Origin of the sequence: Streptomyces odontotermitis, from assembly GCF_050510915.1 — a bacterium.
In the GTDB taxonomy this organism is placed as follows: Bacteria; Actinomycetota; Actinomycetes; order Streptomycetales; family Streptomycetaceae; genus Streptomyces.
On record NZ_JBNJLS010000020.1, the window covers coordinates 1 to 24,922 of the forward strand.

Sequence of the window (24,922 nt, forward strand, 5' to 3'; positions counted from 1 at the left end):
AGAGCGTTCGGCGACGCCGACGCTGCAACACCCGCCCTCGGCGTTCGGCATGCTCGGCCTTGGTGAGGATGTATGGGCGCAGAAGGAAGCTGGTTTCTCGTCGCGCAGAGGGCAGTTGAGAAGCGATCGAGTGGGGCACGGGCACGCACGGAGCAGCTGTCGCAGTGTCGGTACGGCGATCAGGGCCAGCCCTGTGCCGCCCTCGGGATGGGATCAGTAACCGCAACAGAGCTTCAAGGGGGCGGGCGATACAGCGCGGCATGTCGACGCTCCTTGCTTAGCGTTGCCCATGCCCCCGGGCCGTCACCAGTGGTCGCGGGGGTCCTTCTGACCTCGCAAGCGTGCCGACGGTCGTCTACCGCGAGTTGCACTGAACAGTGCAACTCGTCCCTGTGACAGGTACTACAGGCCGATCCACTCCGCGTACTGGGAAAGCGAGCCACTCCTTGTGCGCTCCCGGCGCTTGAGGGCAAAGACCGTCTCCCGCGTCGTCGGGTGATACCGAGTCTGTTGCGGTGCGATGCGCCGAGCCTTCTGCAGAGCATCCAACGCTTCCGCTGGGTTTCCCTCCCAGGCATGCGCCTTGGCAAGGTCCATCCAGTGGTGTCCTGCGCGGGAACGGGTCCAGCCGCGCGGAATCCGTACACTCTCGGCGAGTTCGATGGCCTGGCCGAACTCTTCCATCTCGGCGGCGATCGCTACCGAGTGGACACCCACATTAGCGGGACCCCAGGTGACGCCGTAGTCCGGCAACTCACCTGTCTGCTCTGCAAGGTGGCGTGCTTCGGCGAGCCGGGCGTCGGCCTGGTTACGGTCTTTCGTCCTGCCTGCGATGACGGCAGCCCTCAAATGCAACATGCCCGGCATGGCTTCAATACCTGCTGGGCGGCGCGCGACCTGTCCCTCCAGATCCCGCAAAGCCCGGTCCACCACCCGCATTCCAACGTCGTATCGGCCGGAGGCCAAGGTGGTCTGGGCCCGCAGGAACCCATACATGGCTTCCAACCCCGGTTCGTCGGCGCGCGGAGCTGTCCAAGCAAGACAGTCCAACGCAACGGTTGCTAGATCGAGGAAGCCGAACTTCCATGAGACAGTAAATACGCATCGGAAGGTCCCCCCCAGTGCCTCGTATGCCTCCCGCTGCCCCTCGCCTGAGTTGGTGTGTACGGCATGCACACACTCATCAATGAGTGCAGGCAAGTCCCGGACCACCTTGGTGTATTCAGCTTGACGCCGCTGCTCCAATGCCCGATTCACGTCGGCTCGGATGAGAGAGACAGGACGGGGAGGTGTCTCCCAGTCCAGGGGCACGTCCCAGTTCTCCATGCCTTCTCGGATCGGCTGGATCAACGCGTCTATCCGGTCTCGGCGCAACTCATCCGTGTATGGCTGCCCGAGGAGCTCCGACGGTGAGACGCCGAGTGCACGCGCACACGTAGCGATGAGGGACGGTGAAGCGGGTCGTTGGCCGCACTCCACCTTGGACAACAGGGACTTGGAGATGTTCGCGCGCATCGCGAGGCACTGCTGCAGCAGACCGCGTTGCTTACGGATCCGAGCGATACGGGCCCCGACGTGTTCTTCAGGGGGGTGCGACATGCGGAATTCCGTTCTGCGTCGACGTCAGAACGGTACCTCTGTCCTGCCCCGGGGAGGCAGGTTTCCAGACTGACCTTGCGAGTACATGACTGAGCCGCCCTCTCAAACAGCCCGCCCGGCGAACATGCCGTCGATCCCCCTCACGCATCCGTGAGGGGGATCGACACCCCACATCCTGCTTCCCCCGTATCCATCCTTATCCGTTAACGCGAGGGTGAGTGACATAGATGAGCATGCCGCGACCTCGCGCCGGCGTTACGGCTTCGGCTTGCACGACCGGTGCTTGGTCTGGCACTCGGCGAAGACGAGGTCCGCTACGATCGCCTTCATATTCCATTCCTTGAGTTCAACCCAAGTGCAATTTCCGTTTTGGCGCATCTTGGAAATGTTGAACTTGCGATACATCACCATCGGCTGCATGAACCCCCGCTTGTGCGCGCCGACCTTCATGGTATTGGTGACGGTGTTTCCGCTGGACACCTTCTTGGTGACGTCGTAGCTGGTCTTGCCCTCGATCTTTACTATTCCCCAGTTGATGCTGCCGCCACCTCCGAACAGCCACTTCGAGGACCGGCTCTTGGTGGTCTTGATCGACCACTTGAGCGTGGCTTTGCTGGAGGAGCTGTTCCTCTTCCCGACCACAGAGCCCAGGGAGCCGTATGTGGGACCGCCGAACTTCGTCACGCGGTAGGAGATGTCCGGCTCGCATGCCTGAGATCCGGTGGAGCTAGCAGACGCGGTTCCGGGGATTGCCGCAAGGCCACCGGCGAGCAGTGCCGTAGCTGCGACAGCCGTCGACACGAAACGCTTTCTGGAGTCAGTCACTTTCTGCCCCGTTTTCTGGTCTCGCAGCACGGTCATTCCGTGCTGGCGGCAGAAAAATTACCCACTCGGTGTGACCTCGGCAAGCGGTTCAGTGATTTCCGCCATAAGGAACCTCAGATTGTCCTCAGATTTACTTTCTCACGCATGAAATAGCGGCAGTGATGGGTGTCAGATGTCTGCTTTGCGTCCTGGCTTGAGAGGTGAATTCGAGGCGAACTGGACATGTCAAGATGCTGATGTGGCGTGCGTCACACCCTGGTCGGGCTGTCTGCTTGTTGCCCTTCGAGGTGGAGGCATCTCAACGCCTGGTACTTGCTGGCTGGTTGAGCCTGTTACCTCGAACGGTGTCGTAGCAGGAGGGGTCGGCGGCGGTGTGCGGCATTCTCTCCCTGGGCTCAATGTCCCTTGGTGGCACGTTGCGCCCATAGTGACCCCAACTGTCCCGCGTCCGCCCCCCGTTCACGGCTGTCCGGATAACGGAACCCCCCTGACCGCATCACGGTTGCGCATCCTTTCCCGGTGGGGTCTGGCACACGCTCACGGCCCCGATGAAGACTCCCGCTCCAGGGGCCTTCGCCCCTATGTACGACGGACTGATCACGTCGCTACAGCGGCAAGTGCGGGCCGGTCACCACCGGTTGAGAGGGGTCCCTGCCACGATGACGGCACCATTGCATGACACACCTGCGGACGCGGATCCGACCCAGGACGTCGCCCCCGCAGTTGATGCAGGGGTGAAGAAGGTCGAGGGCCGGTCCCTCAAGCAGATCGCCTGGAGCCGCCTGAAGCGGGACAAGGTCGCTCTGGCCGGCGGCATCACGGTGGTCTTCCTGATCCTCGTCGCCGTCTTCGCTCCACTGATAGTGAGCCTTCTGGGGCATCCGCCCAACGACTTCCACCAGGACCAGCTGGAAGAGATCACCAACCTTCCCAAGGGAGCGCTGGGGGGTGTCAGCAGCGACTTCCTCTTCGGGGTCGAACCCAACAAGGGGCGTGACATCTTCAGCCGGATCGTCTATGGCGCCCGCATCTCGCTTCTGGTGGCCTTCCTGGCGGCCCTGGTTGCGGTGGCTCTGGGTACGTTCTTCGGCGTCATCGCTGGCTACTTCGGCGGCTGGGTCGACGCGACGATCAGCCGCATCATGGATGTGCTGCTCTCGTTCCCGCAGCTGCTCTTCATCATCTCCCTGGTCTCCGTCCTCCCGGACGACCTCCTCGGCCTCACCGGCACCAGCGTGCGCGTCGCCATCCTCGTCATGGTCATCGGCTTCTTCGGCTGGCCCTACGTCGGGCGGATCGTCAGAGGACAGACGCTTTCGCTCCGTGAGCGCGAATACGTGGAGGCTGCTCGCAGCCTCGGCGGTGGACGGCGCCACATCCTCTTCCGTGAGCTGCTGCCCAACCTGGTCGCCCCGATCACCGTCTACGCGACGTTGATGATCCCGACCAATATCCTCACCGAAGCGGCCCTCAGCTTTCTCGGCGCCGGTGTGAAGCCGCCGACGGCTTCCTGGGGTGGCATGCTGCGTGACGCGCTCCAGACGTACGAGCACGATCCGATGTTCATGGTCTTCCCTGGCGCGACGATCTTCATCACGGTCCTCGCCTTCAATCTCTTCGGGGACGGGCTGCGCGACGCGCTCGATCCCAAGGGAACCCGCTAGCAATTCCCAACTGACTTGCCCCTGCCGCATGTCAGGTGGCTCCACGTATGGCTCTCCGGCAGCTCAGCCAGGGACCGCGAATCTCGGAGGTTGCGAGAAAATGCCCACAGTTCCCTCGAAGCGACGGCTCACCGCTGGTGCGGCCCTCGTCGTCGCGGCGCTGGTGACCACCACGGCGTGCGGCGGCAGCGACAGCGACGACAGCAAGGGCGGTGCCGGGTACAACGCGGCGCTGAACAAGGTCGCCAACGCGTCCCAGAAGAAGGGGGGGACGCTGAAGATGGTCGCCAAGCAGTACCTCGACTCGGCTGACCCCCAGCGTGCCTACTACGGCATGTCCTGGGACTTCATGCGCTTCTACACCCGGCAGCTGGTGACGTACGACACCAAGCCGGGCAAGGCGAGCACCAAGCTGGTGCCGGACCTGGCCACCTCCAACGCGAAGATCTCGGACGGCGGCAAGACCTATACGTACAAGCTGCGTGACGGCCTGACGTGGGAGGACGGCTCCAAGCTGACCTCGAAGGACATCAAGTACGGCATCGAGCGCATCTGGGCCAAGAAGGTCATCACCGGTGGCCCGCAGTACCTGACGAAGGCGCTCGACCCCAAGAATGAGTACAAGGGCCCGTACGAGGACAAGGCGGGTCTGAAGGCGATCGAGACGCCGGACGACCAGACCATCATCTTCAAACTTCCCAAGCCCAATGGTGACTTCGAGCAGTTCCTCGCCATGCCGTCCGGCTCGCCGGTGAAGGCTTCGGAGGACACCAAGTCCAAGTACACGCAACGGCCGTTCTCCTCGGGCCCGTACAAGTTCGAGACGAACCGGGCGGGCAAGAAGATCGTTCTGGTGCGCAACACCAAGTGGAAGAAGTCCTCGGACCCGCTGCGCCCTGCCCTGCCCGACAAGATCGACGTGACGTTCTCGAGCAACAAGGAGGAGAACGACAAGAGGCTGATCGACGGCGACTTCGACGTCGACCTCAACGGCACGGGCATGACGCAGTCTGGCCGGGTCTCCGCCATCACGGACCACAAGGCGAACGTCGACAACATGCACACGTCCTTCGTGCGCTACGTCGCTCTGATCCACACGGCAGAGCCGTTCAACAACGTGCACTGCCGCAAGGCCGTCTTCTACGGCACGGACTTCGCCGAGCTGCAGCGGACGCGTGGCGGCAAGGTCGCGGCCGGTGACATCGCCAACAGCACGTTCCCGAAGTCGATCCCGGGCAACAGCGACTACGACCCGTACGGCGTCCTCAAGCGCAAGGGCAAGCCGGACATCGCCAAGGCCAAGGACGAGCTGAAGCAGTGCAACAAGCCGAGCGGCTTCAGCGCCAAGCTCACGGCCCGCAGCGACAACCCCGGCGAGGTGGACGCCGCCGAGGCGCTGCAGGCGCAGCTGGGGAAGATCGGCATCAAGGTCCAGGTCTCCAACCTCACCGGTGACAACACCGCCTCCATCACCGGTTCGCCGGCGGTCGTCAAGAAGAACGGCTACAGCATGCAGATGAGTGGCTGGGGCCCGGACTTCCCGTCCGGCCAGGGTTACGCCCAGCCGCTGTTCGACAGCCGCTTCCTGCTGGAGACCGGCAACTACAACGAGGCGCAGCTCAAGGACAAGAAGATCGACGCGCTTTTCGACAAGGCGATCGCGGCGACCGACTCGGCCAAGGCTGGCGAGATCTACAAGGAGCTCGACAAGAGGATCCTCGACAACGCCGACTGGATGCCCTTCCTCTACGAGAAGAACATCACCTGGCGTGGCTCGCGGCTGACCAACGCCTACATGTCCGACGCCTACAACGGCCGCTACGACTACGTCTCGCTCGGTGTCGACGAGAAGAAGTAACCGCCACCGACGTACCCGTAGTTGCCCGTAACGCCGCCGCCGAATCCCGCCAGTCCGAAGGGCAGGTGATGGCCCCGGGCGGTGGCGGGGCCCCTCACGAGGGGGCCTCGCCACCGCCGGGCCGCGCACAGTGCTTGCTTATCTCATCCGGCGCCTGATCGCCGTCATCATCATGGTGCTGGTCGTACTGCTCGCGACCTTCACCGTCTTCTTCATGCTGCCCAAGTGGGCGGGGCAGGACATTGCCGTCCTCTTCGCCGGCAAGGCGACCGGAGCTGAGCAGATCGAAGGTATCCGGACCAAGTTGGGCCTTGACGATCCGCTGCTCGTTCAGTTCTGGGACTTCGTCAAGGGCATTCCGATGGGGCGCGACTTCGCCAACGGTGATGACGTGACCCATTGCCCGGCGCCCTGTTTCGGCTACTCCTTCACCACCGAAGAGCCGGTCTGGGCCACGCTCAAGAGCGCTCTTCCCGTGACCGCTGTGCTCGCCGCGGGCGCGTGTGTGCTCTGGCTGGCCGCCGGTGTCGCCACCGGTGTGGTTTCCGCACTCCGCCGGGGAACCATCTGGGACCGGGCCGCCATGACCACCGCGCTGGCCGGAGTCTCGATGCCGGTCTTCTTCACCGGCATGGTCGCGATGGGCATCTTCGTGCACAACCTCGGCTGGGTGAACATCGCGGACAGCCTCAGCACCGACGATCCGGCCGGTGTCTGGCTGGAGACGATGATCCTGCCGTGGATCGTGCTCGCCTTCCTCAACGCTGCGATGTACGCCCGGCTCACCAGAGCCACCATGCTCGAAGTCATGGGTGAGGACTACATCCGAACCGCACGGGCCAAGGGCCTGGGGGAGTCCGTTGTGATCCGGCGGCACGCCCTGCGTTCCGCGATGACACCGATCCTCACCGTCTTCGGCCTCGACCTCGGCGTCCTCATGGGCGGCGCCGTGCTCACCGAGTCCACCTTCAACCTTCCCGGCCTCGGCCTCGAAGCGGTCCGGGCCATCGACCGGAAGGACCTCCCGGTGATCCTCGGCGTCACGCTGTTCGCGGCGCTCGCCATCGCCATCGCGAACCTCATCGTGGACATTCTGTACGCCGTCATCGACCCGCGAGTGAGGCTGGGATGACCGAACTGCACAAGAGCGGTGCCGCGGTGAGTGAACCCGTAGCCGCCACGCCTATTCCGACCGCGTTCCTCGAAGTGCGCGACCTCAAAGTGCACTTCCCGACTGACGACGGCCTGGTCAAGTCCGTCGACGGTCTCAGCTTCCAGCTGGAGAAGGGCCGAACACTCGGCATTGTCGGTGAATCGGGTTCCGGCAAGTCTGTGACCTCGCTCGGCATTCTCGGTCTGCACACGGCCGGTCAGCGTGGCGTCCGCAAGGCGCAGATCTCCGGCGAGATCTGGCTCGATGGCACGGAGTTGCTGAGCGCCGACCCCGACGAGGTGCGCAAGCTGCGCGGCCGGGACATGGCGATGATCTTCCAGGATCCTCTCTCCGCGCTCCACCCGTACTACTCCATCGGCAGGCAGATCACCGAGGCGTACCGGGTCCACAACAACGTCGACAAGAAGACCGCGCGCAAGCGAGCCATCGAGATGCTCGACCGAGTGGGGATTCCTCAACCGGACAAGCGGGTCGACAGCTTCCCGCACGAGTTCTCCGGCGGTATGCGGCAGCGCGCGATGATCGCGATGGCGCTGGTGAACAACCCTGAGCTGCTCATCGCGGACGAGCCGACGACCGCTTTGGACGTGACAGTCCAGGCACAGATCCTCGACCTCATCCGGGATCTGCAGAAGGAGTTCGGCTCCGCAGTCATCATGATCACGCACGACCTGGGTGTGGTCGCCGAGATGGCGGACGAGCTCCTCGTCATGTACGGCGGCCGCTGTGTGGAGCGCGGTACTGCCGAGAAGGTCTTCTATGAGCCCCAACACCCTTACACCTGGGGCTTGCTGGGGTCGATGCCGCGTATCGACCGTGAGGAGACCGACCGCCTCATTCCGGTCAAGGGCTCCCCGCCCAGCTTGATCAACTTGCCGAGCGGCTGTGCCTTCAACCCGCGCTGTCCTTACGCGGACGTGCCCAAGGAGCAGATCACCCGTCGCGAGCGTCCCGAGCTGCGCGAGGTGGCACCGGGGCACTTCTCCGCTTGCCACATGGCGCAGGAGGACCGCACGCGGATCTGGACCGAAGAGATTGCGCCGAAGCTGTGAAAGACGAAGCGAAAGGCCAGGAGATGACGATCCCGGCGCAGTCGAAGGGCTCCCCCGAGCCGCTGCTCAAGGTCGACGGCCTGGTGAAGCATTTCCCCATCAAGAAGGGGCTGCTCCAGCGCCAGGTGGCCGCAGTGCAGGCGGTCGACGGGCTGAGCTTCGATGTGCGGCCCGGTGAGACGCTTGGTGTCGTGGGGGAGTCGGGCTGTGGCAAGTCGACCATGGGCCGGCTTATCACCCGGCTGCTCGAACCGACGGGCGGGCGAGTCGAGTTCGAGGGCACGGACATCACGCACCTGGGCGCCGGTGGGATGCGCCCGCTGCGCCGTGACGTGCAGATGATCTTCCAGGATCCGTACTCGTCGTTGAACCCGCGGCATACCATCGGCACGATCGTCGGCACCCCCTTCAAGCTCCAGGGCGTGAAGCCCGAGGGCGGGGTGAAGAAGACCGTGCAGGAAATGCTCGAGCGCGTGGGGCTCAGCCCCGAGCACTACAACCGCTATCCGCACGAGTTCTCCGGTGGCCAGCGCCAACGCATCGGCATCGCCCGGGCGTTGATGCTCCGCCCCAAGCTGGTCGTGGCAGATGAGCCGGTCTCCGCCCTGGACGTGTCCATCCAGGCGCAGGTGGTCAACCTCCTCGACGACCTTCAGGACGAGCTTGGCCTCACGTATGTGATCATCGCGCACGACCTGTCGGTGATTCGGCATGTATCAGACCGCATCGCCGTGATGTACCTAGGCAAGATCGTGGAGTTGGCGGATCGCAAGGATCTCTATGCCAACCCGATGCATCCGTACACCAAGGCGCTTCTCTCCGCCGTTCCTGTGCCGGACCCCAAGCGGCGTGGAGCCAAGAGCGAGCGGATCCTCCTCAAGGGCGACGTCCCCTCGCCGATCGCGCCGCCCTCGGGCTGCCGCTTCCACACCCGGTGCTGGAAGGCGACGCAGATCTGCACGACGAAGGAGCCCCCGCTCGTCGCGCTCAGGCCGGGGCAGCAGGTGGCCTGCCACCACCCGGAGAATTTCGAGGATCAGGCGCCGGAGGACACGGAGCTGATCTCGGCCGCGAGAGAGGCGATCGACGTGGTGACGGTCGCTGGCGCAGACGCCGGGAACGGTGGTCTCGCTGAACCAGCCACTCCGACCGAGCCTGCGGGTGACACGGACGCGACTTTGGAGACATCGAACATCCCCGAGGTCTCCAAGGGTGAGGAAGCCGAGAAGTAGGCCCCAGAGGGGCTCACATCCGGACCTTCCGAGCGGGAGAGCGCCCCCAGCCCTCTCCCGCTCACCGTATCCGGCTGACAGCGGCACATACCGGGGCCATGCCCGGCCGCAGGTAAGAATGGCGCGTGCTCCAAGACCTCTTCACCCCCTCCGTCCAGCACGCCCTGGACATCGTCGGGATCTTCGTCTTCGCGATCTCCGGCGCCCTGCTCGCCGTGCGCAAGAACTTCGACGTGTTCGGCATCGCGGTCCTCGCCGAGGTCACCGCGCTCGGCGGCGGGCTCTTCCGTGACCTGGTCATCGGCGCGGTGCCCCCGGCGGCCTTCACCGATCTCGGCTACTTCATCACCCCGCTCTTCGCGGCGCTGCTGGTCTTCTTCCTCCACCCCGAGGTAGAGCGCACCCAGCTCGCGGTGAATGTGTTCGACGCGGCGGGCCTCGGCCTGTTCTGCGTCACGGGGACCACGAAGGCGTACGACTACGGGCTCGGCCTCACGTCGTCGGTGGCGCTGGGCCTCGCGACGGCGGTGGGCGGCGGCGTGCTGCGCGACATCATCGCCAACGAGGTGCCGTCGCTGGTGCGCTGGGACCGCGACCTGTACGCGGTGCCCGCGATCGTCGGCGCCACGATGGTGGCGCTCTGCATCCGTTACGAGGCCCTGACGGCGTTCACGAGCGGTCTGGCGATCGTGACGGCGTTCGTCCTGCGACTGCTCGCGATGAAGTACCACTGGCGGGCGCCACGGGCGTGGAACCGCAGGTCGGCGGCGGTGGAGCCGGAAGAGGCCGGGTGAGCGGGAGCTGCTTCGGGTCGCTTCGGGTCGCTTCGGGTCGCTTCGGATCGCTTCGGGTCGCTTCGGATCGAGAAAAGCTACCGCTCAGTAGTTTCCTGTTGTACCTTGCCTGCATGAAGGCAGAAGCAGCAGCGACGATCGGCGACAGCGAGTTCGACCGGGACACCCGGGTCACGCTCCGCGAGCCGAGTGTCTACGACGCGGAGCTCTCCACGGGCTGGACGATCATCAACGCCGTCAACGGCGGCTACCTCCTCGCCCTCATCGGCCGCGCCCTGGCCGACGCGCTGCCGCACGCCGACCCCTTCACGATCTCGGCGCACTACCTGACGGCGTCGCAGCCGGGCCCGGCGGTCATCCGCACCGATGTGGTCCGCGGCGGCCGCACGCTCTCCACCGGCCAGGCGTCGCTGTTCCAGTACGACGAGGAGGGCCGGGAGGTGGAGCGCATCCGCGTCCTGGCGTCCTACGGCGACCTGGACACCCTCCCCGACGACGTCCGCACCTCGGCCGAGCCGCCCGCGATCCCGCCCCTTGAGCAGTGCTTCGGCCCGCAGGACGCCCCCGACAACGCCCCGCCCGTGCCCGGGAGTTCGGCGATCACGGAGCGCCTGGCGCTGAAGCTGGACCCGTCCACGCTCGGCTGGGCCCTCGGTGCGCCCTCGGGCAAGGGCGAGATGCGGGCGTGGTTCTCCCTGGCGGACGGCCGCGACGCGGACCCCTTGTCGCTCCTCCTGGTGGTGGACGCCCTGCCTCCCACGGCTTTCGAACTGGGCCTGAAGGGCTGGGTCCCCACGGTCGAACTCACCACGCACATCCGCCACCGCCCCGCCCCGGGCCCCCTCCGCGTCTCCATCACGACCCGCAACCTTGCGGGGGGCTTCCTGGAGGAGGACGCGGAGGTCTGGGACAGCGAGGACCGGCTGGTGGCGCAGTCGCGGCAGTTGGCGCGGGTGCGGCTGCACTGAGCAGCTTGGGTGAGGTCCCTTGCTGATGGGTGGATCCGGCTGCGTTGCTGGGGTATGGCTTCGTAAACGGCGCAGGCCCGACCGAAGGGTCAGTGGTCGTTGAAGAACGATACGGTCTCATACCGTGTGGTGCGGTTCTCGCCGAACCATACGGTGATGTTTGCCGACTCCGGGAGGTTGTAGACGCCTCCTTCGGAAGCTCGGTGTGTCTTGCAGCTGCCGTAGCCATTGGTGACGGTCATTGAGTAATCGCCGAGGCTGGCCCAGGCTGGCTTTCCGTTCCTGGCGGCGTCGCACACCGAGATGACGTCGCCGTTCTCCTTGACGTAGAGCTTCGCCCCGTATGCCTCCCAGGTATGGTCCCAGCCGTCGCCCGGGTCCCCAGGGCCGGCCGAAGCGGAGGTGGCGCTGCCGACAAAGGTGGTGGCGGCCAGTGCCAGCACTCCGACGGCAGTCTGTATCGAGCGCAGTTTCAAAGCTTGCCCTTTCGAATGGTTGTGGAGGAACTGCAGTGCGTCACGGAGTATCCGGGCTCACGGCAGCAGCTTGGTCATACGCCTGTCTGGTGAGCTCGGAAAATACACACGCTGGCGCCCTCGAGTAGCAAACAGCGGATCTGGAACCTGTCAGTTATCGGACGTATAGGTGCCAATAGCCTTCCATTGGAGGGGCAAAGGCGTTCAGGCATTTGTATGCGGAGTATCCGCTGCGCAAGTAGTACGCTCCGCCCCTTTCGCACTGCGTCTCGTTGTCGTAAAGGCCAACCTCCTTCCAGCGGGCAGCTGAGCTTGGCTCGCCAGCACTGACCGATGGCGCAGCGTCAGCGGGGGCGGCGGTGAACGCTGCTGCCCCAAGGCTCAGTGCAACGGTGGCCGTCCGGCAGCCCGGCGGCCGATGGAGCGACGTGGCATCGTGAATCCCCTCTCCCGTGAACACGCATGAGCAATTGACGCCTTGCCGATTTACAGGATCATCACAGAGTCGCCGTCCGGCCACAACGACCCTATTCAGTCACGTAGTTCACTGGACGGGCCAGCGGCTCGGCTCCCTTCGGGGAACGGCTCGCGCCCCATCCAAGCCGCCAACTCCCCGTACACGTCCGCCCCTTCAGGCGCAGGCTGCACGTCGGCGAAAGGCACTCCCTCACCCCGCCGGTCGGCGGGCAGCACCTGGCGCGCGACCCCCAGCGCGAATCGGGCGACCTCCTGGTCCAGCTCGCCCGTGGAACGCCCGAGCGCGACCGCCAGGTCCCACGTGTGCGTCGCCGACTCCATCACGTAGCCGGACAGCGCCGCCCGGCCCGGTACCTCGCCCCAGGGCACCGTGACCGACGCGTCGAGGCGGGCGTCGTCCGTCCACGCGGCGATCGCAAGTCGGCGCCCCTCCTCATACGCGGCGCCCCACTCGCCGTCCGCGAGCCCCTTGACGTCCACGTCCACGGCGAGTCCGTCCCCGCCCTCGCCCACCACCCTGATCCGCCGCAGCCCGCCCACCAGGTGGCCGGCAAGGGCGCGCACGTCGAACTCCGTACAGGGTGTGGGGTCGGACAGCTGCTCGGGCTTGATCGACCCCACCAGTTCCAGGACCTGCTCGCTGGCGCGGGCGAAGAGCGGGCGGGGGTCGGGCAGGGGCTGGTTCGTCGAGGTCATCTCTGTCTCCAAAAGTCTTCGTGAGCACACGAGTTGGGCTCCGTGCGACTGCTGCGGCTGCCGCGACCGCCGCGGCCGCGTACGGGAAACAGGCTCCCCCTATAACGTGACAGGTACCGTCAGCATTTCCCCGGAAGTCTCCCCGAACTGCGAGAACCTGGCCCCGTGAAGTCCGACCGCCTCCTCTCCATCCTCCTGCTCCTCCAGACCCGCGGGCAGGTCCCGGCCCACGAGCTGGCCGACCGGCTCGAGGTCTCCGTGCGCACCATCTACCGGGACATCGAGGCCCTCTCGGCCTCCGGCGTGCCCGTCTACGCCGAGCGCGGGCGGCACGGCGGGATCGCGCTGCTCCCGGGGTACCGCACGGACGTCACGGGGCTGACCGCCGACGAGTCGCGGGCCCTGTTCATCCTGGGCTCCCAGGGCGCGCACGCCGCGCTCGGCCTGGACGTCGCGCTCGGCTCCGCGCTCCGCAAGGTCATGGCCGCGCTGCCCGAACCCCACCGGCCCGCCGCCGAGTTGACGAGCCGTCGGATCCTCGTCGACTCCTCGCGCTGGACGCGCGGCGTCCCGGCCGCCGCCGTCGACCTCGACGTCCTGCAGGACGCCGTCTTCGCGGACCGCCGCCTCCGGCTCCGCTACCGGCACAGCGGCGCCGCCGAGTCGAAGACGTACACCGTCGACCCGTACGGCCTCGTCTCCAAGGCCGGCGTCTGGTACCTGGTCGCCGACCGCGAGGGCGAACCACGGCTCTTCCGCGCCGACCGGGTGCGCTCGGCGGCCCTCCTGGACGAGCCGGTCCAGCGGCGGCCCGGCGTCGAACTCGCCGACGCCTGGGAGGTGTTGCGGCGCCAGGTCGAGGAGCGACCGGGCCTCGTCGCGGTGACGGCACGCGTGCGCAGGGAGCGGCTCGACATGTTCCTGCGGCTCTGCGGCGGCGCCCTCACGGAGCCCCCCGAAAGCGCCGGGGAGGAGGGGGAGTGGGTTGCCGTCCGGCTCGGCTACGGCGACCTCCGCGAGGCCCGCTCGCTGCTCGCCTTCGTCGACACGGTCGAAGTCCTCGACCCCCCGGAGGCCCGCGCCCTCCTCGCCCGCGACGCCGCCGCGATCAGCGCGCTGTACCCGCCTGAGCCGGCGGCGCCTGAAGGAAGGGCGGTTGAAGGAAGCGGGCCAGCGCGGCCGTGAGCGACGCGGGCGCGTCCTCCTGTACGAGGTGTCCGGCGCCCTCGATCAGCCGCAGCTCGGCGCCGGGGATCAGCTTCGCCAGCTCATGGCCCTTCGCCACCGGGATCCAGGTGTCGTCCGTGCCCCAGCAGATGAGTACGGGAAGTGCCGCCAACTCGCCGTAACGGCCCTGGACTTCGTCCGTGTACCGCTGGTCGTTCTGCTCGATCTGGCGGTAGAAGGCGGGCCGTCCCGCCTCCGTGCACCAGGGGTCCACGAGCCGGTCCAGGGTCGTGGGGTGCAGGCCGGGGTGGCTCGCCGAGCTCACGTACTCGCGGACGAGGGCGCGGTGCAGCTCGGACGGCAGCTGCGCGAAGACGTCCGCGTGCGCGCCGAGGAGGCGGTAGGTGGGGGAGCCCCAGGGGGCGAGCGCCACCGGGTCGACGAGGGCGAGGCGGGCGTAGCGGGCGCCGTGCAGGAGGTGTGCGCGCAGCGCCACACAGCCCCCGAAGTCATGGGCGACGACGGCCGGTCGGTCCCCCGCGGCGCCGTCACCCTCGCCCTCGCTCTTCCCGTCGAGGCCCCAGTGCGCGAGCAGCTCCGCGAACACCCGCGCCTGCGCGGCCAGCGACACGTCCTGCCCGGCCCCCATCTCGGAGGTTCCGTAGCCGGGCATGTCCCAGACGTACACGCGGTGTCCGGGCGCGAGCGCGCGGGCGATGTCCCGCCAGACGTACGAGGAGAAGGGCGTGCCGTGCAGCAGGACGACGGGCGGGGCGTCCTGCGGTCCGAGCGCCGCCCAGCGGACGGTGCCGGACGAGCTGTCGAAGGTGCGGTCGAGGGTCCAGGCGTCGTGGGCAACTGTCATGGACAGTGAGCCTAGTTGACCCTTACTTGTCCAGCCAGTGGTAGCGGCCGAGGCTCACCAGGAGCAGCTGCTTGCGGGCCGTCGCGGCCGTCCGCGCCGCCGCCTCGGTGTCGCCGTCGGCGTCCAGGAACGCCGACGCGGTCATCACCATGTGGTCGACGTACATCCGGGCGAGCATCAGCAGATCGTCCGCGTCCCAGCCCTCGCCCTCCGGCTCGCCCGCGAACTGGCCGGCCACCTCCCGTGCGAACAGGTCGAGTTGGGCGCCGATGGCGTCCCGCACCGCCTTGACGCCGCCGTGCCGCTCGCGGGCGATGAAGCGGACGTGGGCGGGGTGGCTGCGGACGTACGCGGCGATCAGCTCGACGGTCGCCGCGATCCGTTCCTCGCCGTCGCCGGTCGCCGCCAGCAGCGCGCCGAGCGTGGTGTGCAGGCTGTCGAGCGCCTCCTCGACCAGGGCCACGCCGAGGTCGGCGGTGTCCCGGAAGTGGCGGTAGAAGGCGGTGGGGGCCACGCCCACGGCACGGGTGACCTCGCGCAGACCCAGGCTGCTGAGGCTCTGCTCCTCGAGGAGCGCGAGCGCGGCGTCGAGGAGGGCCTGGCGGGTCTTCTGCTTCTGGGCCTGCCGGCTGCCGAGGGTGTGACTCATGCCATGCAGTTAACAACTGTTCTCCGACTTTTGGAAGCCGGGAGGGGAGTAGACTCTCCAGTCAGTGAACAGTTGTAACCACAGTTGTAACCACAACTGTTCACCTATCCTGCCGCCCTCCCTTTGAGAGGCATTCACATGCTGTTCCTCGTCGCGGCCCTCCTGCTGCTCGGCGTCGCGCTCGGCTCCGTGGCCCACGCCCCGCTGCCCGTCACCTTCGTCGCCGCCGCCGTCATCGGCCTCTGGCTGCTGGTGTTCGCGATCCGCGAGCGCCGGGCGCGGCACCGCTGACCCGCCGACCCGCATCCCGACTCACCTGCCAGGAGTCACACCATGGAACTCACCACCCGCACCGCCACTGCCACCTCTGCCCCTGCCGCCGTGCGGCGCGACGCCGACGGCATGGCCGTCGCCTCGTTCGTCCTCGGGCTGCTCGGCCTCCTCGTCCTGAACCTCTTCCTCGGCCCCGTCGCCATCGTGCTCGCGAGCCTCGCCCTGTGGCGCGGCACCGCCCGCCGCGGCCGCGCGCTGCTCGGCCTCGGCCTCGGTGTGGCCGACCTCGTCGTGCTCGCCACGCTCATCTCCGTTGACGGCACGGCCTCTTGGAGTCTCGCGGGCTGAGACGTTCGGGGAGGTGGGCGACGGCCGGGGCGGGCCGCGCCCGGTGCCTCGTAGAATCGGGGGCACCATGGCCTATCTCGACCACGCCGCGACCACTCCGATGCTGCCGGAGGCGATCGAGGCGATGACCGCCCAGCTCGCCGTCACCGGAAACGCCTCCTCGCTGCACGCGGCCGGGCGCCGGGCCCGGCGCACCGTCGAGGAGGCCCGCGAGGCGCTCGCCGCCTCGCTCGGCGCCCGCCCCAGCGAGACCGTGTTCACCTCGGGCGGCACCGAGTCCGACAACCTCGCCGTGAAGGGCCTGTTCTGGTCCCGGCGCGCCGCCGACCCCGCCCGTGTCCGCGTCCTCGCCAGCCCCGTCGAGCACCACGCGGTCCTCGACGCCGTGGACTGGCTCGGCGAGCACGAGGGCGCCACCGTCGAGTACCTCCCCGTCGACGCGCACGGCCGCGTCCACCCCGACGCCCTGCGCGCGGCCGTCGAGCGGAACCCCGACGACGTCGCCCTGGCCACCGTCATGTGGGCCAACAACGAGATCGGCACGCTCCAGCCGGTCCAGGAACTCGCCGCCGTGGCGCGGGAGTTCGGCATCCCGCTGCACGCCGACGCGGTGCAGGCGTTCGGCCAGGTGCCCGTCGACTTCGGTGCCTCCGGGCTCGCCGCGATGACCGTCTCCGGACACAAGATCGGCGGCCCGTACGGCATCGGGGCGCTGCTGCTCGGGCGCGAGTACAGCCCCGTGCCGGTGCTGCACGGCGGCGGCCAGGAGCGCCACGTCCGCTCCGGGACCCTCGACGTGCCCGCCGTCGCGGCCTTCGCCGTGGCGGGGCAGCACGCCGCCGCACAGCGCGCCCGGTTCGCCCGCGAGATCGGCGCGCTCCGCGACGACCTGGTGAAGTCCGTGCAGGCGGCGGTCCCGGACGCGATCCTCGGCGGCGACCCGTCCCCGGAGGGCCGCCTCCCGGCCAACGCCCACTTCACGTTCCCCGGCTGCGAGGGCGACTCCCTGCTGCTCCTCCTGGACGCCCAGGGCATCGAGTGCTCCACCGGCTCCGCGTGCACCGCGGGCGTCGCCCAGCCCAGCCACGTCCTGCTCGCCACGGGCACGGACCCGGACCTGGCCCGCGGCACGCTCCGCTTCTCCCTCGGCCATACGTCGACCGAGGCGGACGTCGAGGCGGTGGCTGAGGCGATCGGCCCCGCGGTCGAGCGGGCGCGGGCGGCGGGCCTGAGCTAGCTCTTCTCGCGCTTCGGCCGCGTCTGGTCCAGGCGTTCGCGGGCCGCCCGCACCTCGCGCATGTAGAGCTTCCAGTCCCAGTTCGGCCCCGGGTCCGTGTGGTCCGTGCCCTGCACCTCCACGTGCCCGATGATGTGCTCGCGGTCCACCGGTATCCCGTACCGCTTGCAGATCCCGGCGGTGAGGCGGGCCGACGCCGCGTACATCCGCGGTGTGAACGAGGACTTCTTGTCGACGAAGCCCTCGTGCTCGATGCCGATGCTCCGCTCGTTCATGTCCTTGTTGCCCGCGTGGAACGCCACGTCGAGCTCGCGGATCATCTGGGCGACGTGGCCGTCCTTGCGCACCACGTAGTGGGCGGCCGCGCCGTGGGACGGGTCCTTGAAGACGCGCAGGGCCGTGTCGTAGCTGCCCTGGACGACGTGGATGACGACGCGGTCTATGCGGTAGTCGTCGGGGCGGTCCGCACGGCGCCAGTTGTACTCGGACGCGGCGACCCACTGCGCGCCCTTCGCGTCGACCTCGCCCTCCTTGCGGCGCTTGACGACTCCGGGAAGGCGCCACCACAGGCGTCCGAGCTCGTCGCGGGCGAGCACGGCGGTGCCCGCCGCGGCGGCCGCCCCGCCGATCAGGAGGGTGCGGCGGTTCAGTCTCCGCTCGGAGCGCTCGGGCGGCTTTCCGCCGGTGTCTTCCCCCATGTGATCGTGAACGCATACTCACGGGCTTCCGGTTCCCGTGGGCCCGTACCCTGTAAGGGCTATGACTGAGATCCCGCAGCGCTCCCGCCCCCTCCGCGTACTCGCCGCCATGTCCGGAGGCGTGGATTCCGCCGTCGCCGCCGCCCGCGCGGCCGAAGCCGGGCACGACGTGACCGGAGTGCACCTCGCGCTCTCGGCCAACCCGCAGTCGTTCCGCACGGGCGCCCGCGGCTGTTGCACCATCGAGGACTCCCGCGACGCCCGCCGCGCCGCGGACGTCATCGGGATCCCGTTCTACGTGTGGGACCTCGCCGAGCGGTTCCGCGAGGACGTCGTCGAGGACTTCATCGCGGAGTACGAGGCCGGGCGCACCCCCAACCCCTGTCTGCGCTGCAACGAGAAGATCAAGTTCGCGGCGCTGCTCGACAAGGCCCTCGCGCTCGGCTTCGACGCGGTCGCCACCGGCCACTACGCCCAGGTGATCGTGAACGAGGACGGCACCCGCGAGCTGCACCGCGCCTCGGACATGGCCAAGGACCAGAGCTACGTCCTCGGGGTCCTGGACGACCGCCAGCTCGCCCACGCGCTCTTCCCCCTCGGGGACACGGTCACCACGAAGGACGAGATCCGAGCGGAGGCCGAGCGCCGCGGCCTCGCCGTCGCCAAGAAGCCGGACTCGCACGACATCTGCTTCATCGCGGACGGCGACACCCAGGGGTTCCTCGCCGACCGGCTCGGCAAGGCGGAGGGCGACATCGTCGACGCCGACGGCAACAAGCTGGGCACGCACGAGGGGGCGTACGGCTTCACGATCGGCCAGCGCAAGGGGCTCAGGATCGGCACCCCCGCCCCGGACGGCAAGCCGCGCTACGTCCTGGACATCTCGCCGGTGAACAACACGGTGACGGTCGGCTCCGCCGCCGACCTGGACGTCACCGCGCTCACCGCCGTCAAGCCCCGCTGGTGCGGCGTCGCCCCGGCCGGGCCCGGCACGTACACCGCCCAGCTGCGCGCCCACGGCGGCGAGACGGAGGTGACGGCGGAGCTCGTCGACGGCTCGGAGCTGAAGGTCTCCTTCGCCGAGCCCGTACGGGGCGTGGCGCCGGGCCAGGCGATCGTCCTGTACGACGGGACGCGCGTCGTCGGCTCGGCCACGATCGCGACGACGGAGCGGGCGACCGCGGCCGCGTAGGCCCGGTGCCGGATCAGCCCACCCGGAGCACGATCTTGCCCCGGGTGCGGCCCTCCTCCCCGCGCGCGTGGGCCTTCGCGGCCTCCTCCAGGGGCAGCACCGTGTCGATCTCGGCCCGGAGCCTTCCCTCCTCGACGAGGCGGGCGACGGCGAGCAGGCCCGCGTTGTCCGGCTCCACGACCGTCCAGCCGATGTGCACGCCCCGCTCCGCGGCCGCCCGCGCGGACGGCAGGTCGTCCGGCGACGGCAGCGTCACCAGGTGGCCGCCGGGGCGCACGAGGGGCAGCGAGCGGTCTCCGTAGTCGCCGCCGATGCCGTCCAGGACGACGTCGACGTCCCGTACGGCGGTGGCGAAGTCCGTCGTCGTGTAGTCGATCAGCTCGTCCGCGCCGAGGCCCTTCAGGAAGGCGTGCTTGTCCGCGCGCGCGGTGCCGATGACGTACGCGCCATGGGCCTTGGCGATCTGCACCGCGAGGTGGCCCACGCCGCCGGCCGCCGCGTGGATCAACACCCGCTGTCCGGGGCGCAGTTGCGCGGTGTCGATCAGGGACTGCCAGGCGGTGAGGGCGGCCAGGGGGAGCGCAGCCGCTTCTTTGTGGCCGAGGGCGGCGGGCTTGCGGACGAAGCGGCGGGCGGGCGCCGTCACGTACTCGGCGTACGCGCTCGCCTGCTCGGGGAAGCGCGGCATCCCGAACACCTCGTCGCCCGGCTCGAAGAGGGTCACGCCGGGGCCGACGGCCTCGACGGTGCCCGACACGTCGTAACCGAGGATCGGGGTCTCCGGCTCCCAGGGGACGATCGTGCCGTGGGCGCGGATCTTCCAGTCGACGGGGTTGACCCCGGCCGCGTGGACGCGCACCAGGATCTCGGTCAGGCCGGGCTCGGGGCGGTCGACCTCGACGGGGGTCAGGACGTCGGGGGCGCCCCAGGAGGGCGCGGCGACGGCGCGCATCTTCTGGTTCGTGTGCGTGCTGTCCGTGCTGTTCGGGGTGTTCGTGTTCGTCGTCATGGCCTCAGCCTGCGGCCCTGTGGTCGATCATGGTGCTGGCAGAATGGCCATGATGTGACAGGATCTGGCCATGGCAGTCAGGAGTGTCCACCGCGTCGCCGTCCTCGCGCTCGACGGCGTGTACCCCTTCGAACTGGGCATCCCCTCCCGGGTCCTCGGCAGCGCGCAGGACGCGTCGGGGCGGGCCCTGTACGACGTCGTGGTCTGCACGGTCGACGGGCGCCCCGTCTCCACGGAGGCGGGGTTCTCGGTGGCCGTGGAGCACGGCCCCGAAGTGCTCGCGGACGCCGACACCGTCGTCATCCCGCCCACCCACCACCTCTGCGGCGGCACCGACGAGGGCGTCCTGCCGCCGCCGCTCGCCGCCGCCCTCGCCCGGATCAGGCCCGGTACGCGCATGGTGTCGATCTGCAGCGCCTCGTACGTGCTCGCCGCCGCCGGGCTCCTCGACGGGCGGCCCGCGACGACGCACTGGCAGGTCGCCCGGCATTTCCAGCGCACGTTCCCCCGGGTCAGGGTCGACGAGGACGTGCTCTTCGTGGACGACGGGGACGTGCTGACGGCGGCTGGCGTCGCGGCGGGTGTGGACCTGTGCCTGCACCTGGTGCGCCGGGACCACGGCAGCGCGGTCGCCAACAGCGTCGCGCGCGTGTGCGTCGTGCCGCCGTGGCGCGACGGCGGACAGGCCCAGTACATCGAACGGCCCGTCCCGGAGCCGACGATGGCGACGACGGCCGCCACCCGCGCGTGGGCGCTCGAACGGCTCCAGGAGCCGCTCTCGCTCGGCGAGATGGCCGCCCACGCGCGCATGAGCCTGCGGACCTTCACGCGCCGCTTCCGCGACGAGGCCGGGACCACTCCGGGGCGCTGGCTCACCGCACAGCGCCTCGAACTGGCCCGGCAGCTCCTGGAGTCGAGCGACCTGTCCATCGACCTCGTCGCGCACCGGGCGGGCTTCGGGACGGCCAACTCGCTGCGCCAGCACATGCGTTCCGTGCTCGGCACCTCGCCCGCGGCCTACCGCAGGACGTTCACGGCTGTGCGCTGACGTCCCCTCCGGTCCCTTCGGTGACCTCCACTTCGTAGAAGCAGAGGTGGTCCTTGATCCCGGCCACGTCGGGCTTCGGGTCGGGATAGGCCCACACCAGGTCCTGTGCACCCGGCAGCGACCAGTAGGAGGCCGTTCCCTTGAACGGGCAGTACGTGGTGGTTTCCGACGGTGTCAGCAGATCGGTGCGCACATCCTCCGGAGGGAGGTAGTAGCGCACCGGGCAGCCCGTCTCGCGCAGCAGGAGCGGGCGTTCGCTCTCCGCCACGACCTGCCCGTCATGGACCACGCGTACACGGTCGGTGCCCTGCTCGACGGTGATCCGGTGTCCCTGGCTCATCAGTTCTGCCTCTCTTCGGTTACTGGGTGCAGCGTTGTCCACAGGCGGCTTGTTCCCACCCTGCGCCATGACACAATCACGCTCCGCAATGACTCATCACTCACCGTCATGGAGGCGCGTGTGGCTGCCGACGACCTGAAGCGGAACCGCAAGTCCCTGGTCCACAAGGCCCGTTACGCCCTGCGGCACCCCGGCCGCCTTCCGGCCCATCTGCGCCGCGCCCTGCGCGACGCCGTGCTCCGGGTCAAGCACCGCGACCACGTCGCGTACTACCGGGCGGTGATGGCCTCCGACGCCGCCCGCAGCGCCGAGGCGGCCGTCGGCGGCGGCCCCTCGGTCGACCGGTGGACGTGGATCGGCAAGATGCAGTTCGACTACCTGGTGGAGCACGGCCTGCGCCCCGAGCACCGCCTCCTGGAGATCGGCTGCGGCAACCTCCGCGCGGGCCGCCTCTTCATCGACCACCTCGAAGCCGGGCACTACCACGGCATCGACATCTCCCCGGACATCCTCCTCGCGGCCCAGCGCACCCTGGTGAGCCAGGGCCTGCGCGCCAAGACCCCGTACCTCACCCTCGTCGACAACCTCACCTTCGACTTCCTGCCCGACGCCCACTTCGACGTCGTGCACGCGCACAGCGTCTTCTCGCACTCGCCGCTGCACGTCATCGAGGAGTGCTTCGCCCACGTCGGCCGCGTCCTCGCGCCCGGCGGCCACTTCGACTTCACCTTCGACCGGACCGAGGGCAAGGAGCACCAGGTCCTGCGCGAGGACTTCTACTACCGCACACAGACCCTCGTCGAACTCGCCGCGCAGTACGGCCTGTCGGCCCGCTTCATGGCCGACTGGGAGGACAAGCCGCACGGCCAGTCGAAGATCCGGATCACCCACGCCCCGAAGGACGGCCGGACGGAGTCCCTGCTGCCCGAGCCCCGGGTGTCGGAGGTGCGTCGTACCGTGGGCGCATGAACATCTGCGTCTTCCTCTCCGCCGCCGACCTCGACGACCGCTACACCCGCCCCGCCCACGAGTTCGCCGAGCTGCTCGGCAAGGGCGGGCACACGCTGGTGTGGGGCGGCTCGGAGAGCGGCCTGATGAAGGTCGTGGCGGACGGCGTGCAGGAGGCGGGCGGCCGGCTCGTCGGGGTCTCCGTGGACTTCCTCGCCGCCAAGGCCCGAGCCGTGACCGCGCCGGACGAGATGGTGATCGCGCGCGACCTCGCCGAGCGGAAGGCGCTTCTCCTGGACAAGGCCGACGCCGTCGTGATCATGGTGGGCGGCACGGGCACGCTCGACGAGGCCACCGAGATCCTGGAGCTGAAGAAGCACGGCAAGCACACCAAGCCGGTCGTGCTGCTCAACTCGGCGGGCTTCTACGACGGGTTGAAGGAGCAGTTCCGCCGCATGGAGGACGAGGGCTTCCTGCCGGTGCCCCTCACCGACCTGGTCTTCTTCGCCGAGGAGCCGGTGGGGGCGCTGGCGTACCTGGAAGAGTCGCGCGGACAGGTCTGAGCGTCTCGGCCCCTGGGCGCGTTCCGGCCCCGCGCGGCCGGAATGCGACGATGGGCCCATGGCTACACATGTGATCACCGGCGCGGGCTCCGGCATCGGCGCCGCCGTCGCCCGCCGCCTGCACGCCCGCGGCGACGACCTCGTCCTGCACGCCCGCGACGCGGCGCGCGCCAAGGACCTCGCCGCCGAGTTCCCCGGTGCGCGCACCCTCGTCGGCGACCTGGACGACCCGGACAAGATCTCCTGGGCCTTCGGGCACCAGACGCTGCCGGACCGCGTGGACTCCCTGCTGCACATCGCGGGTGTCGCCGACCTCGGCCCGGTCGGCGAGCTCACCCCGAAGACCTGGCGCCACCAGCTCAACGTGAACCTGATCGCGCCCGCCGAGCTGACCCGCCACTTCCTGCCCCAACTCCGCGTCGCCCAGGGCCACGTGATCTTCGTGAACTCGGGCGCGGGCCTGACCGCGAACGCCGAGTGGTCCGCGTACGCCGCCTCCAAGCACGGACTGAAGGCCCTCGCCGACTCCCTGCGCCACGAGGAGCACGGCAACGGCGTCCGGGTCACCTCCGTCTACCCCGGCCGCACCGCCAGCCCCATGCAGCAGAAGATCCACCAGCAGGAGGGCAAGGAGTACGACGCCTCGCGCTGGATCGACCCCGAGTCCGTGGCCACGACCATCGTGATGGCCCTCGACCTGCCGCGCGACGCGGAGGTCAACGACCTGACGGTGCGGCCCGGCCGATGAGCGAGCGCGTGTGGGGAGCGGCCACCGGCGTCGGGTCCATGCCCGGCGGTGACGCGCGCGAGGCCGCGAAGACCGTCACCGGCACCTTCGAGAGCGCCGAGCAGGGCATCCCGTACCTCGCCGAGCTCCCCGCGCGCGGGCCCGGCGCCGACATGATCGGCCGGACCGCCGGGCTCCTCGTCGACCTGTACGCGCGCGTGGAGCCCAGCGGCTGGCGCATCGGCGACCACCCCGGGCGCGACACCCGGCGCGCCCGCTCCTGGCTCGGCGAAGACCTCGACGCCCTCGAGGAGTTCACGCAGGGGTACGAGGGGCCGCTCAAGGTCCAGGCCGTCGGGCCGTGGACCCTCGCCGCCGCCCTGGAACTGCGCAACGGCGAGGCCGCGCTCAGCGACCCTGGCGCCTGCCGGGACCTCGCGGGCTCCCTCGCCGAGGGCCTGCGCGCCCACCTCGCGGACGTGCGCCGCCGCGTCCCCGGTGCCGACGTGGTGCTCCAGCTCGACGAGCCCTCGCTCATCGCGGTGCTGCGCGGGCAGATCAAGACGGCCAGCGAGTACCGCACCCACCGCGCCGTGGACCGCCAGCTCGTCGAGAGCACCCTGCGCGACGTGCTCGCCGTCCACAGCGCTCACGGGGGCCGGACCGTCGTCCACTCCTGCGCCCCCGACGTGCCGTTCGCGCTGCTGCGCAGGGCGGGTGCCGACGCCGTCTCGTTCGACTTCGCGCTGCTCACCGAGCGTGACGACGAGGTGATCGGGGAGGCCGTCGAGGGCGGTACACAGCTGTTCGCCGGTGTCGTGCCCGGCGTGGACGGCCCATTGTCAGACCCTGCCGGTAGCGTCATGGGTGTCAGGTCGCTGTGGCGCAGGCTGGGGCTGAATCCGGGTTCTCTCGCGGAGTCGGTCACGGTCACTCCGTCGTGCGGACTCGCGGGCGCTTCGCCCGCGTACGCACGACAGGCGCTCGCCCACTGCGCCCGGGCGGCGAGATCACTCGCGGACAACCCTGAGTAACCGGGTCTG

General features: G+C 68.9%; 26 protein-coding genes and 1 pseudogene. 17 read left to right on the forward strand and 10 right to left on the reverse strand.

Features of this window, described 5'->3' with window-relative positions; translation table 11 throughout:
- Positions 1 to 402: 402 nt before the first annotated feature.
- The 3 genes and pseudogenes from ACQB60_RS36175 to ACQB60_RS36185 all read right to left on the reverse strand — a co-directional run bounded on the left by ACQB60_RS36175 (position 403) and on the right by ACQB60_RS36185 (position 2,454).
- Entirely contained in the window at positions 403 to 1,326 is a 924-nt protein-coding gene (locus ACQB60_RS36175; protein WP_496930485.1) for a helix-turn-helix domain-containing protein, read from the reverse strand.
- 84 nt (positions 1,327 to 1,410) lie between these two features.
- Positions 1,411 to 1,599 (reverse strand): annotated as a pseudogene (locus tag ACQB60_RS36180) (helix-turn-helix domain-containing protein); the annotation flags it as partial.
- 255 nt (positions 1,600 to 1,854) lie between these two features.
- Positions 1,855 to 2,454 (reverse strand): hypothetical protein, encoded by a 600-nt coding sequence (locus ACQB60_RS36185; RefSeq protein ID WP_496930363.1) that lies wholly within the window; start codon positions 2,452 to 2,454, stop codon positions 1,855 to 1,857.
- Between the two features lie 629 nt (positions 2,455 to 3,083).
- Here ACQB60_RS36185 and ACQB60_RS36190 point away from each other — a divergent pair.
- From ACQB60_RS36190 to ACQB60_RS36220, 7 genes are all read left to right on the forward strand, one after another.
- Positions 3,084 to 4,088 (forward strand): ABC transporter permease, encoded by a 1,005-nt coding sequence (locus ACQB60_RS36190; RefSeq protein WP_496930473.1) that lies wholly within the window; start codon positions 3,084 to 3,086, stop codon positions 4,086 to 4,088.
- Positions 4,089 to 4,188: 100 nt separating this feature from the next.
- Positions 4,189 to 5,946 (forward strand): ABC transporter substrate-binding protein, encoded by a 1,758-nt coding sequence (locus ACQB60_RS36195; RefSeq protein ID WP_496930364.1) that lies wholly within the window; start codon positions 4,189 to 4,191, stop codon positions 5,944 to 5,946.
- A 130-nt stretch (positions 5,947 to 6,076) separates the two neighbouring features.
- Positions 6,077 to 7,078, forward strand: coding sequence for an ABC transporter permease (locus ACQB60_RS36200; RefSeq protein WP_496930365.1), 1,002 nt, complete (start codon positions 6,077 to 6,079; stop codon positions 7,076 to 7,078).
- Positions 7,075 to 8,172 (forward strand): ABC transporter ATP-binding protein, encoded by a 1,098-nt coding sequence (locus ACQB60_RS36205; protein WP_496930366.1) that lies wholly within the window; start codon positions 7,075 to 7,077, stop codon positions 8,170 to 8,172. The genes ACQB60_RS36200 and ACQB60_RS36205 overlap by 4 nt, the downstream gene beginning before the upstream one ends.
- Positions 8,173 to 8,195: 23 nt before the next feature.
- A complete protein-coding gene (locus ACQB60_RS36210) occupies positions 8,196 to 9,404 on the forward strand; it encodes an ABC transporter ATP-binding protein (RefSeq protein WP_496930474.1) in 1,209 nt (402 codons plus the stop codon).
- Between the two features lie 125 nt (positions 9,405 to 9,529).
- Positions 9,530 to 10,198 (forward strand): trimeric intracellular cation channel family protein, encoded by a 669-nt coding sequence (locus tag ACQB60_RS36215; RefSeq protein WP_496930367.1) that lies wholly within the window; start codon positions 9,530 to 9,532, stop codon positions 10,196 to 10,198.
- A 113-nt stretch (positions 10,199 to 10,311) separates the two neighbouring features.
- A complete protein-coding gene (locus tag ACQB60_RS36220) occupies positions 10,312 to 11,166 on the forward strand; it encodes a thioesterase family protein (protein WP_496930368.1) in 855 nt (284 codons plus the stop codon).
- An 89-nt stretch (positions 11,167 to 11,255) separates the two neighbouring features.
- Here ACQB60_RS36220 and ACQB60_RS36225 read toward each other — a convergent pair whose 3' ends face one another.
- On the reverse strand, positions 11,256 to 11,609 hold the full coding sequence (locus ACQB60_RS36225) for a hypothetical protein (protein ID WP_496930369.1): 354 nt from the start codon (positions 11,607 to 11,609) through the stop codon (positions 11,256 to 11,258).
- Between the two features lie 564 nt (positions 11,610 to 12,173).
- Entirely contained in the window at positions 12,174 to 12,815 is a 642-nt protein-coding gene (locus ACQB60_RS36230) for a TIGR03086 family metal-binding protein (RefSeq protein WP_496930370.1), read from the reverse strand.
- Between the two features lie 165 nt (positions 12,816 to 12,980).
- Here ACQB60_RS36230 and ACQB60_RS36235 point away from each other — a divergent pair, with 165 nt between their 5' ends.
- Positions 12,981 to 14,000, forward strand: coding sequence for a helix-turn-helix transcriptional regulator (locus ACQB60_RS36235; RefSeq protein ID WP_496930371.1), 1,020 nt, complete (start codon positions 12,981 to 12,983; stop codon positions 13,998 to 14,000).
- On the opposite strand, the gene ACQB60_RS36240 is transcribed toward ACQB60_RS36235, so the two are convergent.
- Together ACQB60_RS36240 and ACQB60_RS36245 are read right to left on the reverse strand one after the other, a co-directional pair.
- Positions 13,924 to 14,847, reverse strand: a complete 924-nt coding sequence (locus ACQB60_RS36240) for an alpha/beta fold hydrolase (RefSeq protein ID WP_496930372.1) — start codon at positions 14,845 to 14,847, stop codon at positions 13,924 to 13,926. The genes ACQB60_RS36235 and ACQB60_RS36240 overlap by 77 nt on opposite strands.
- Positions 14,848 to 14,869: 22 nt before the next feature.
- Positions 14,870 to 15,496, reverse strand: a complete 627-nt coding sequence (locus ACQB60_RS36245) for a TetR family transcriptional regulator (RefSeq protein ID WP_496930373.1) — start codon at positions 15,494 to 15,496, stop codon at positions 14,870 to 14,872.
- Between the two features lie 138 nt (positions 15,497 to 15,634).
- Between ACQB60_RS36245 and ACQB60_RS36250 the strand changes: the two genes are divergently transcribed.
- From ACQB60_RS36250 to ACQB60_RS36260, 3 genes are all read left to right on the forward strand, one after another.
- The gene (locus ACQB60_RS36250) at positions 15,635 to 15,787 is read left to right on the forward strand and encodes a hypothetical protein (RefSeq protein ID WP_496930374.1); all 153 of its coding nucleotides are present in this window, start codon (positions 15,635 to 15,637) and stop codon (positions 15,785 to 15,787) included.
- A gap of 42 nt (positions 15,788 to 15,829) precedes the next feature.
- A complete protein-coding gene (locus tag ACQB60_RS36255) occupies positions 15,830 to 16,117 on the forward strand; it encodes a DUF4190 domain-containing protein (RefSeq protein ID WP_496930375.1) in 288 nt (95 codons plus the stop codon).
- A gap of 67 nt (positions 16,118 to 16,184) precedes the next feature.
- A complete protein-coding gene (locus ACQB60_RS36260; RefSeq protein WP_496930376.1) occupies positions 16,185 to 17,354 on the forward strand; it encodes a cysteine desulfurase family protein in 1,170 nt (389 codons plus the stop codon).
- Here the strand turns inward: ACQB60_RS36260 and ACQB60_RS36265 are convergent.
- Entirely contained in the window at positions 17,351 to 18,052 is a 702-nt protein-coding gene (locus tag ACQB60_RS36265) for an N-acetylmuramoyl-L-alanine amidase (RefSeq protein WP_496930377.1), read from the reverse strand. The genes ACQB60_RS36260 and ACQB60_RS36265 overlap by 4 nt on opposite strands.
- 61 nt (positions 18,053 to 18,113) lie before the next feature.
- Here ACQB60_RS36265 and mnmA point away from each other — a divergent pair, with 61 nt between their 5' ends.
- Entirely contained in the window at positions 18,114 to 19,244 is a 1,131-nt protein-coding gene (gene mnmA, locus ACQB60_RS36270) for a tRNA 2-thiouridine(34) synthase MnmA (protein WP_496930378.1), read from the forward strand.
- A 13-nt stretch (positions 19,245 to 19,257) separates the two neighbouring features.
- On the opposite strand, the gene ACQB60_RS36275 is transcribed toward mnmA, so the two are convergent.
- On the reverse strand, positions 19,258 to 20,253 hold the full coding sequence (locus ACQB60_RS36275; protein WP_496930379.1) for an NADP-dependent oxidoreductase: 996 nt from the start codon (positions 20,251 to 20,253) through the stop codon (positions 19,258 to 19,260).
- A gap of 70 nt (positions 20,254 to 20,323) precedes the next feature.
- Here ACQB60_RS36275 and ACQB60_RS36280 point away from each other — a divergent pair, with 70 nt between their 5' ends.
- Positions 20,324 to 21,301 carry a GlxA family transcriptional regulator gene (locus tag ACQB60_RS36280; protein WP_496930380.1) on the forward strand — a complete coding sequence of 326 codons (978 nt, stop codon included), beginning with the start codon at positions 20,324 to 20,326 and terminating at the stop codon, positions 21,299 to 21,301.
- Here ACQB60_RS36280 and ACQB60_RS36285 read toward each other — a convergent pair.
- The gene (locus ACQB60_RS36285) at positions 21,285 to 21,641 is read right to left on the reverse strand and encodes a DUF427 domain-containing protein (RefSeq protein WP_496930381.1); all 357 of its coding nucleotides are present in this window, start codon (positions 21,639 to 21,641) and stop codon (positions 21,285 to 21,287) included. The two genes, ACQB60_RS36280 and ACQB60_RS36285, sit on opposite strands and share 17 nt — an antisense overlap.
- Before the next feature lie 120 nt (positions 21,642 to 21,761).
- Between ACQB60_RS36285 and ACQB60_RS36290 the strand changes: the two genes are divergently transcribed.
- The 4 genes from ACQB60_RS36290 to ACQB60_RS36305 are packed head-to-tail and all read left to right on the forward strand — an operon-like array spanning position 21,762 to position 24,913.
- Positions 21,762 to 22,610, forward strand: coding sequence for a class I SAM-dependent methyltransferase (locus ACQB60_RS36290; protein ID WP_496930382.1), 849 nt, complete (start codon positions 21,762 to 21,764; stop codon positions 22,608 to 22,610).
- The gene (locus ACQB60_RS36295) at positions 22,607 to 23,152 is read left to right on the forward strand and encodes an LOG family protein (RefSeq protein WP_496930383.1); all 546 of its coding nucleotides are present in this window, start codon (positions 22,607 to 22,609) and stop codon (positions 23,150 to 23,152) included. The genes ACQB60_RS36290 and ACQB60_RS36295 overlap by 4 nt, the downstream gene beginning before the upstream one ends.
- Positions 23,153 to 23,210: 58 nt before the next feature.
- The gene (locus ACQB60_RS36300; RefSeq protein WP_496930384.1) at positions 23,211 to 23,900 is read left to right on the forward strand and encodes an SDR family oxidoreductase; all 690 of its coding nucleotides are present in this window, start codon (positions 23,211 to 23,213) and stop codon (positions 23,898 to 23,900) included.
- Positions 23,897 to 24,913, forward strand: coding sequence for a methionine synthase (locus ACQB60_RS36305; protein WP_496930385.1), 1,017 nt, complete (start codon positions 23,897 to 23,899; stop codon positions 24,911 to 24,913). Before ACQB60_RS36300 ends, ACQB60_RS36305 begins: the two co-directional genes overlap by 4 nt.
- Positions 24,914 to 24,922 lie beyond the last annotated feature (9 nt).

Coding starts and splice junctions, on each gene's coding strand:
- ACQB60_RS36175 (WP_496930485.1), bottom strand. CDS start 1,326: ATGGAGAACTGGGACGTGCCCCTGGACTGGGAGACACCTCCCCGTCCT.
- ACQB60_RS36190 (WP_496930473.1), top strand. CDS start 3,084: ATGACGGCACCATTGCATGACACACCTGCGGACGCGGATCCGACCCAG.
- ACQB60_RS36195 (WP_496930364.1), top strand. CDS start 4,189: ATGCCCACAGTTCCCTCGAAGCGACGGCTCACCGCTGGTGCGGCCCTC.
- ACQB60_RS36205 (WP_496930366.1), top strand. CDS start 7,075: ATGACCGAACTGCACAAGAGCGGTGCCGCGGTGAGTGAACCCGTAGCC.
- ACQB60_RS36210 (WP_496930474.1), top strand. CDS start 8,196: ATGACGATCCCGGCGCAGTCGAAGGGCTCCCCCGAGCCGCTGCTCAAG.
- ACQB60_RS36220 (WP_496930368.1), top strand. CDS start 10,312: ATGAAGGCAGAAGCAGCAGCGACGATCGGCGACAGCGAGTTCGACCGG.
- ACQB60_RS36230 (WP_496930370.1), bottom strand. CDS start 12,815: ATGACCTCGACGAACCAGCCCCTGCCCGACCCCCGCCCGCTCTTCGCC.
- ACQB60_RS36240 (WP_496930372.1), bottom strand. CDS start 14,847: ATGACAGTTGCCCACGACGCCTGGACCCTCGACCGCACCTTCGACAGC.
- ACQB60_RS36245 (WP_496930373.1), bottom strand. CDS start 15,496: ATGAGTCACACCCTCGGCAGCCGGCAGGCCCAGAAGCAGAAGACCCGC.
- ACQB60_RS36250 (WP_496930374.1), top strand. CDS start 15,635: ATGCTGTTCCTCGTCGCGGCCCTCCTGCTGCTCGGCGTCGCGCTCGGC.
- ACQB60_RS36255 (WP_496930375.1), top strand. CDS start 15,830: ATGGAACTCACCACCCGCACCGCCACTGCCACCTCTGCCCCTGCCGCC.
- ACQB60_RS36260 (WP_496930376.1), top strand. CDS start 16,185: ATGGCCTATCTCGACCACGCCGCGACCACTCCGATGCTGCCGGAGGCG.
- ACQB60_RS36265 (WP_496930377.1), bottom strand. CDS start 18,052: ATGGGGGAAGACACCGGCGGAAAGCCGCCCGAGCGCTCCGAGCGGAGA.
- mnmA (WP_496930378.1), top strand. CDS start 18,114: ATGACTGAGATCCCGCAGCGCTCCCGCCCCCTCCGCGTACTCGCCGCC.
- ACQB60_RS36275 (WP_496930379.1), bottom strand. CDS start 20,253: ATGACGACGAACACGAACACCCCGAACAGCACGGACAGCACGCACACG.
- ACQB60_RS36280 (WP_496930380.1), top strand. CDS start 20,324: ATGGCAGTCAGGAGTGTCCACCGCGTCGCCGTCCTCGCGCTCGACGGC.
- ACQB60_RS36285 (WP_496930381.1), bottom strand. CDS start 21,641: ATGAGCCAGGGACACCGGATCACCGTCGAGCAGGGCACCGACCGTGTA.
- ACQB60_RS36295 (WP_496930383.1), top strand. CDS start 22,607: ATGAACATCTGCGTCTTCCTCTCCGCCGCCGACCTCGACGACCGCTAC.
- ACQB60_RS36300 (WP_496930384.1), top strand. CDS start 23,211: ATGGCTACACATGTGATCACCGGCGCGGGCTCCGGCATCGGCGCCGCC.
- ACQB60_RS36305 (WP_496930385.1), top strand. CDS start 23,897: ATGAGCGAGCGCGTGTGGGGAGCGGCCACCGGCGTCGGGTCCATGCCC.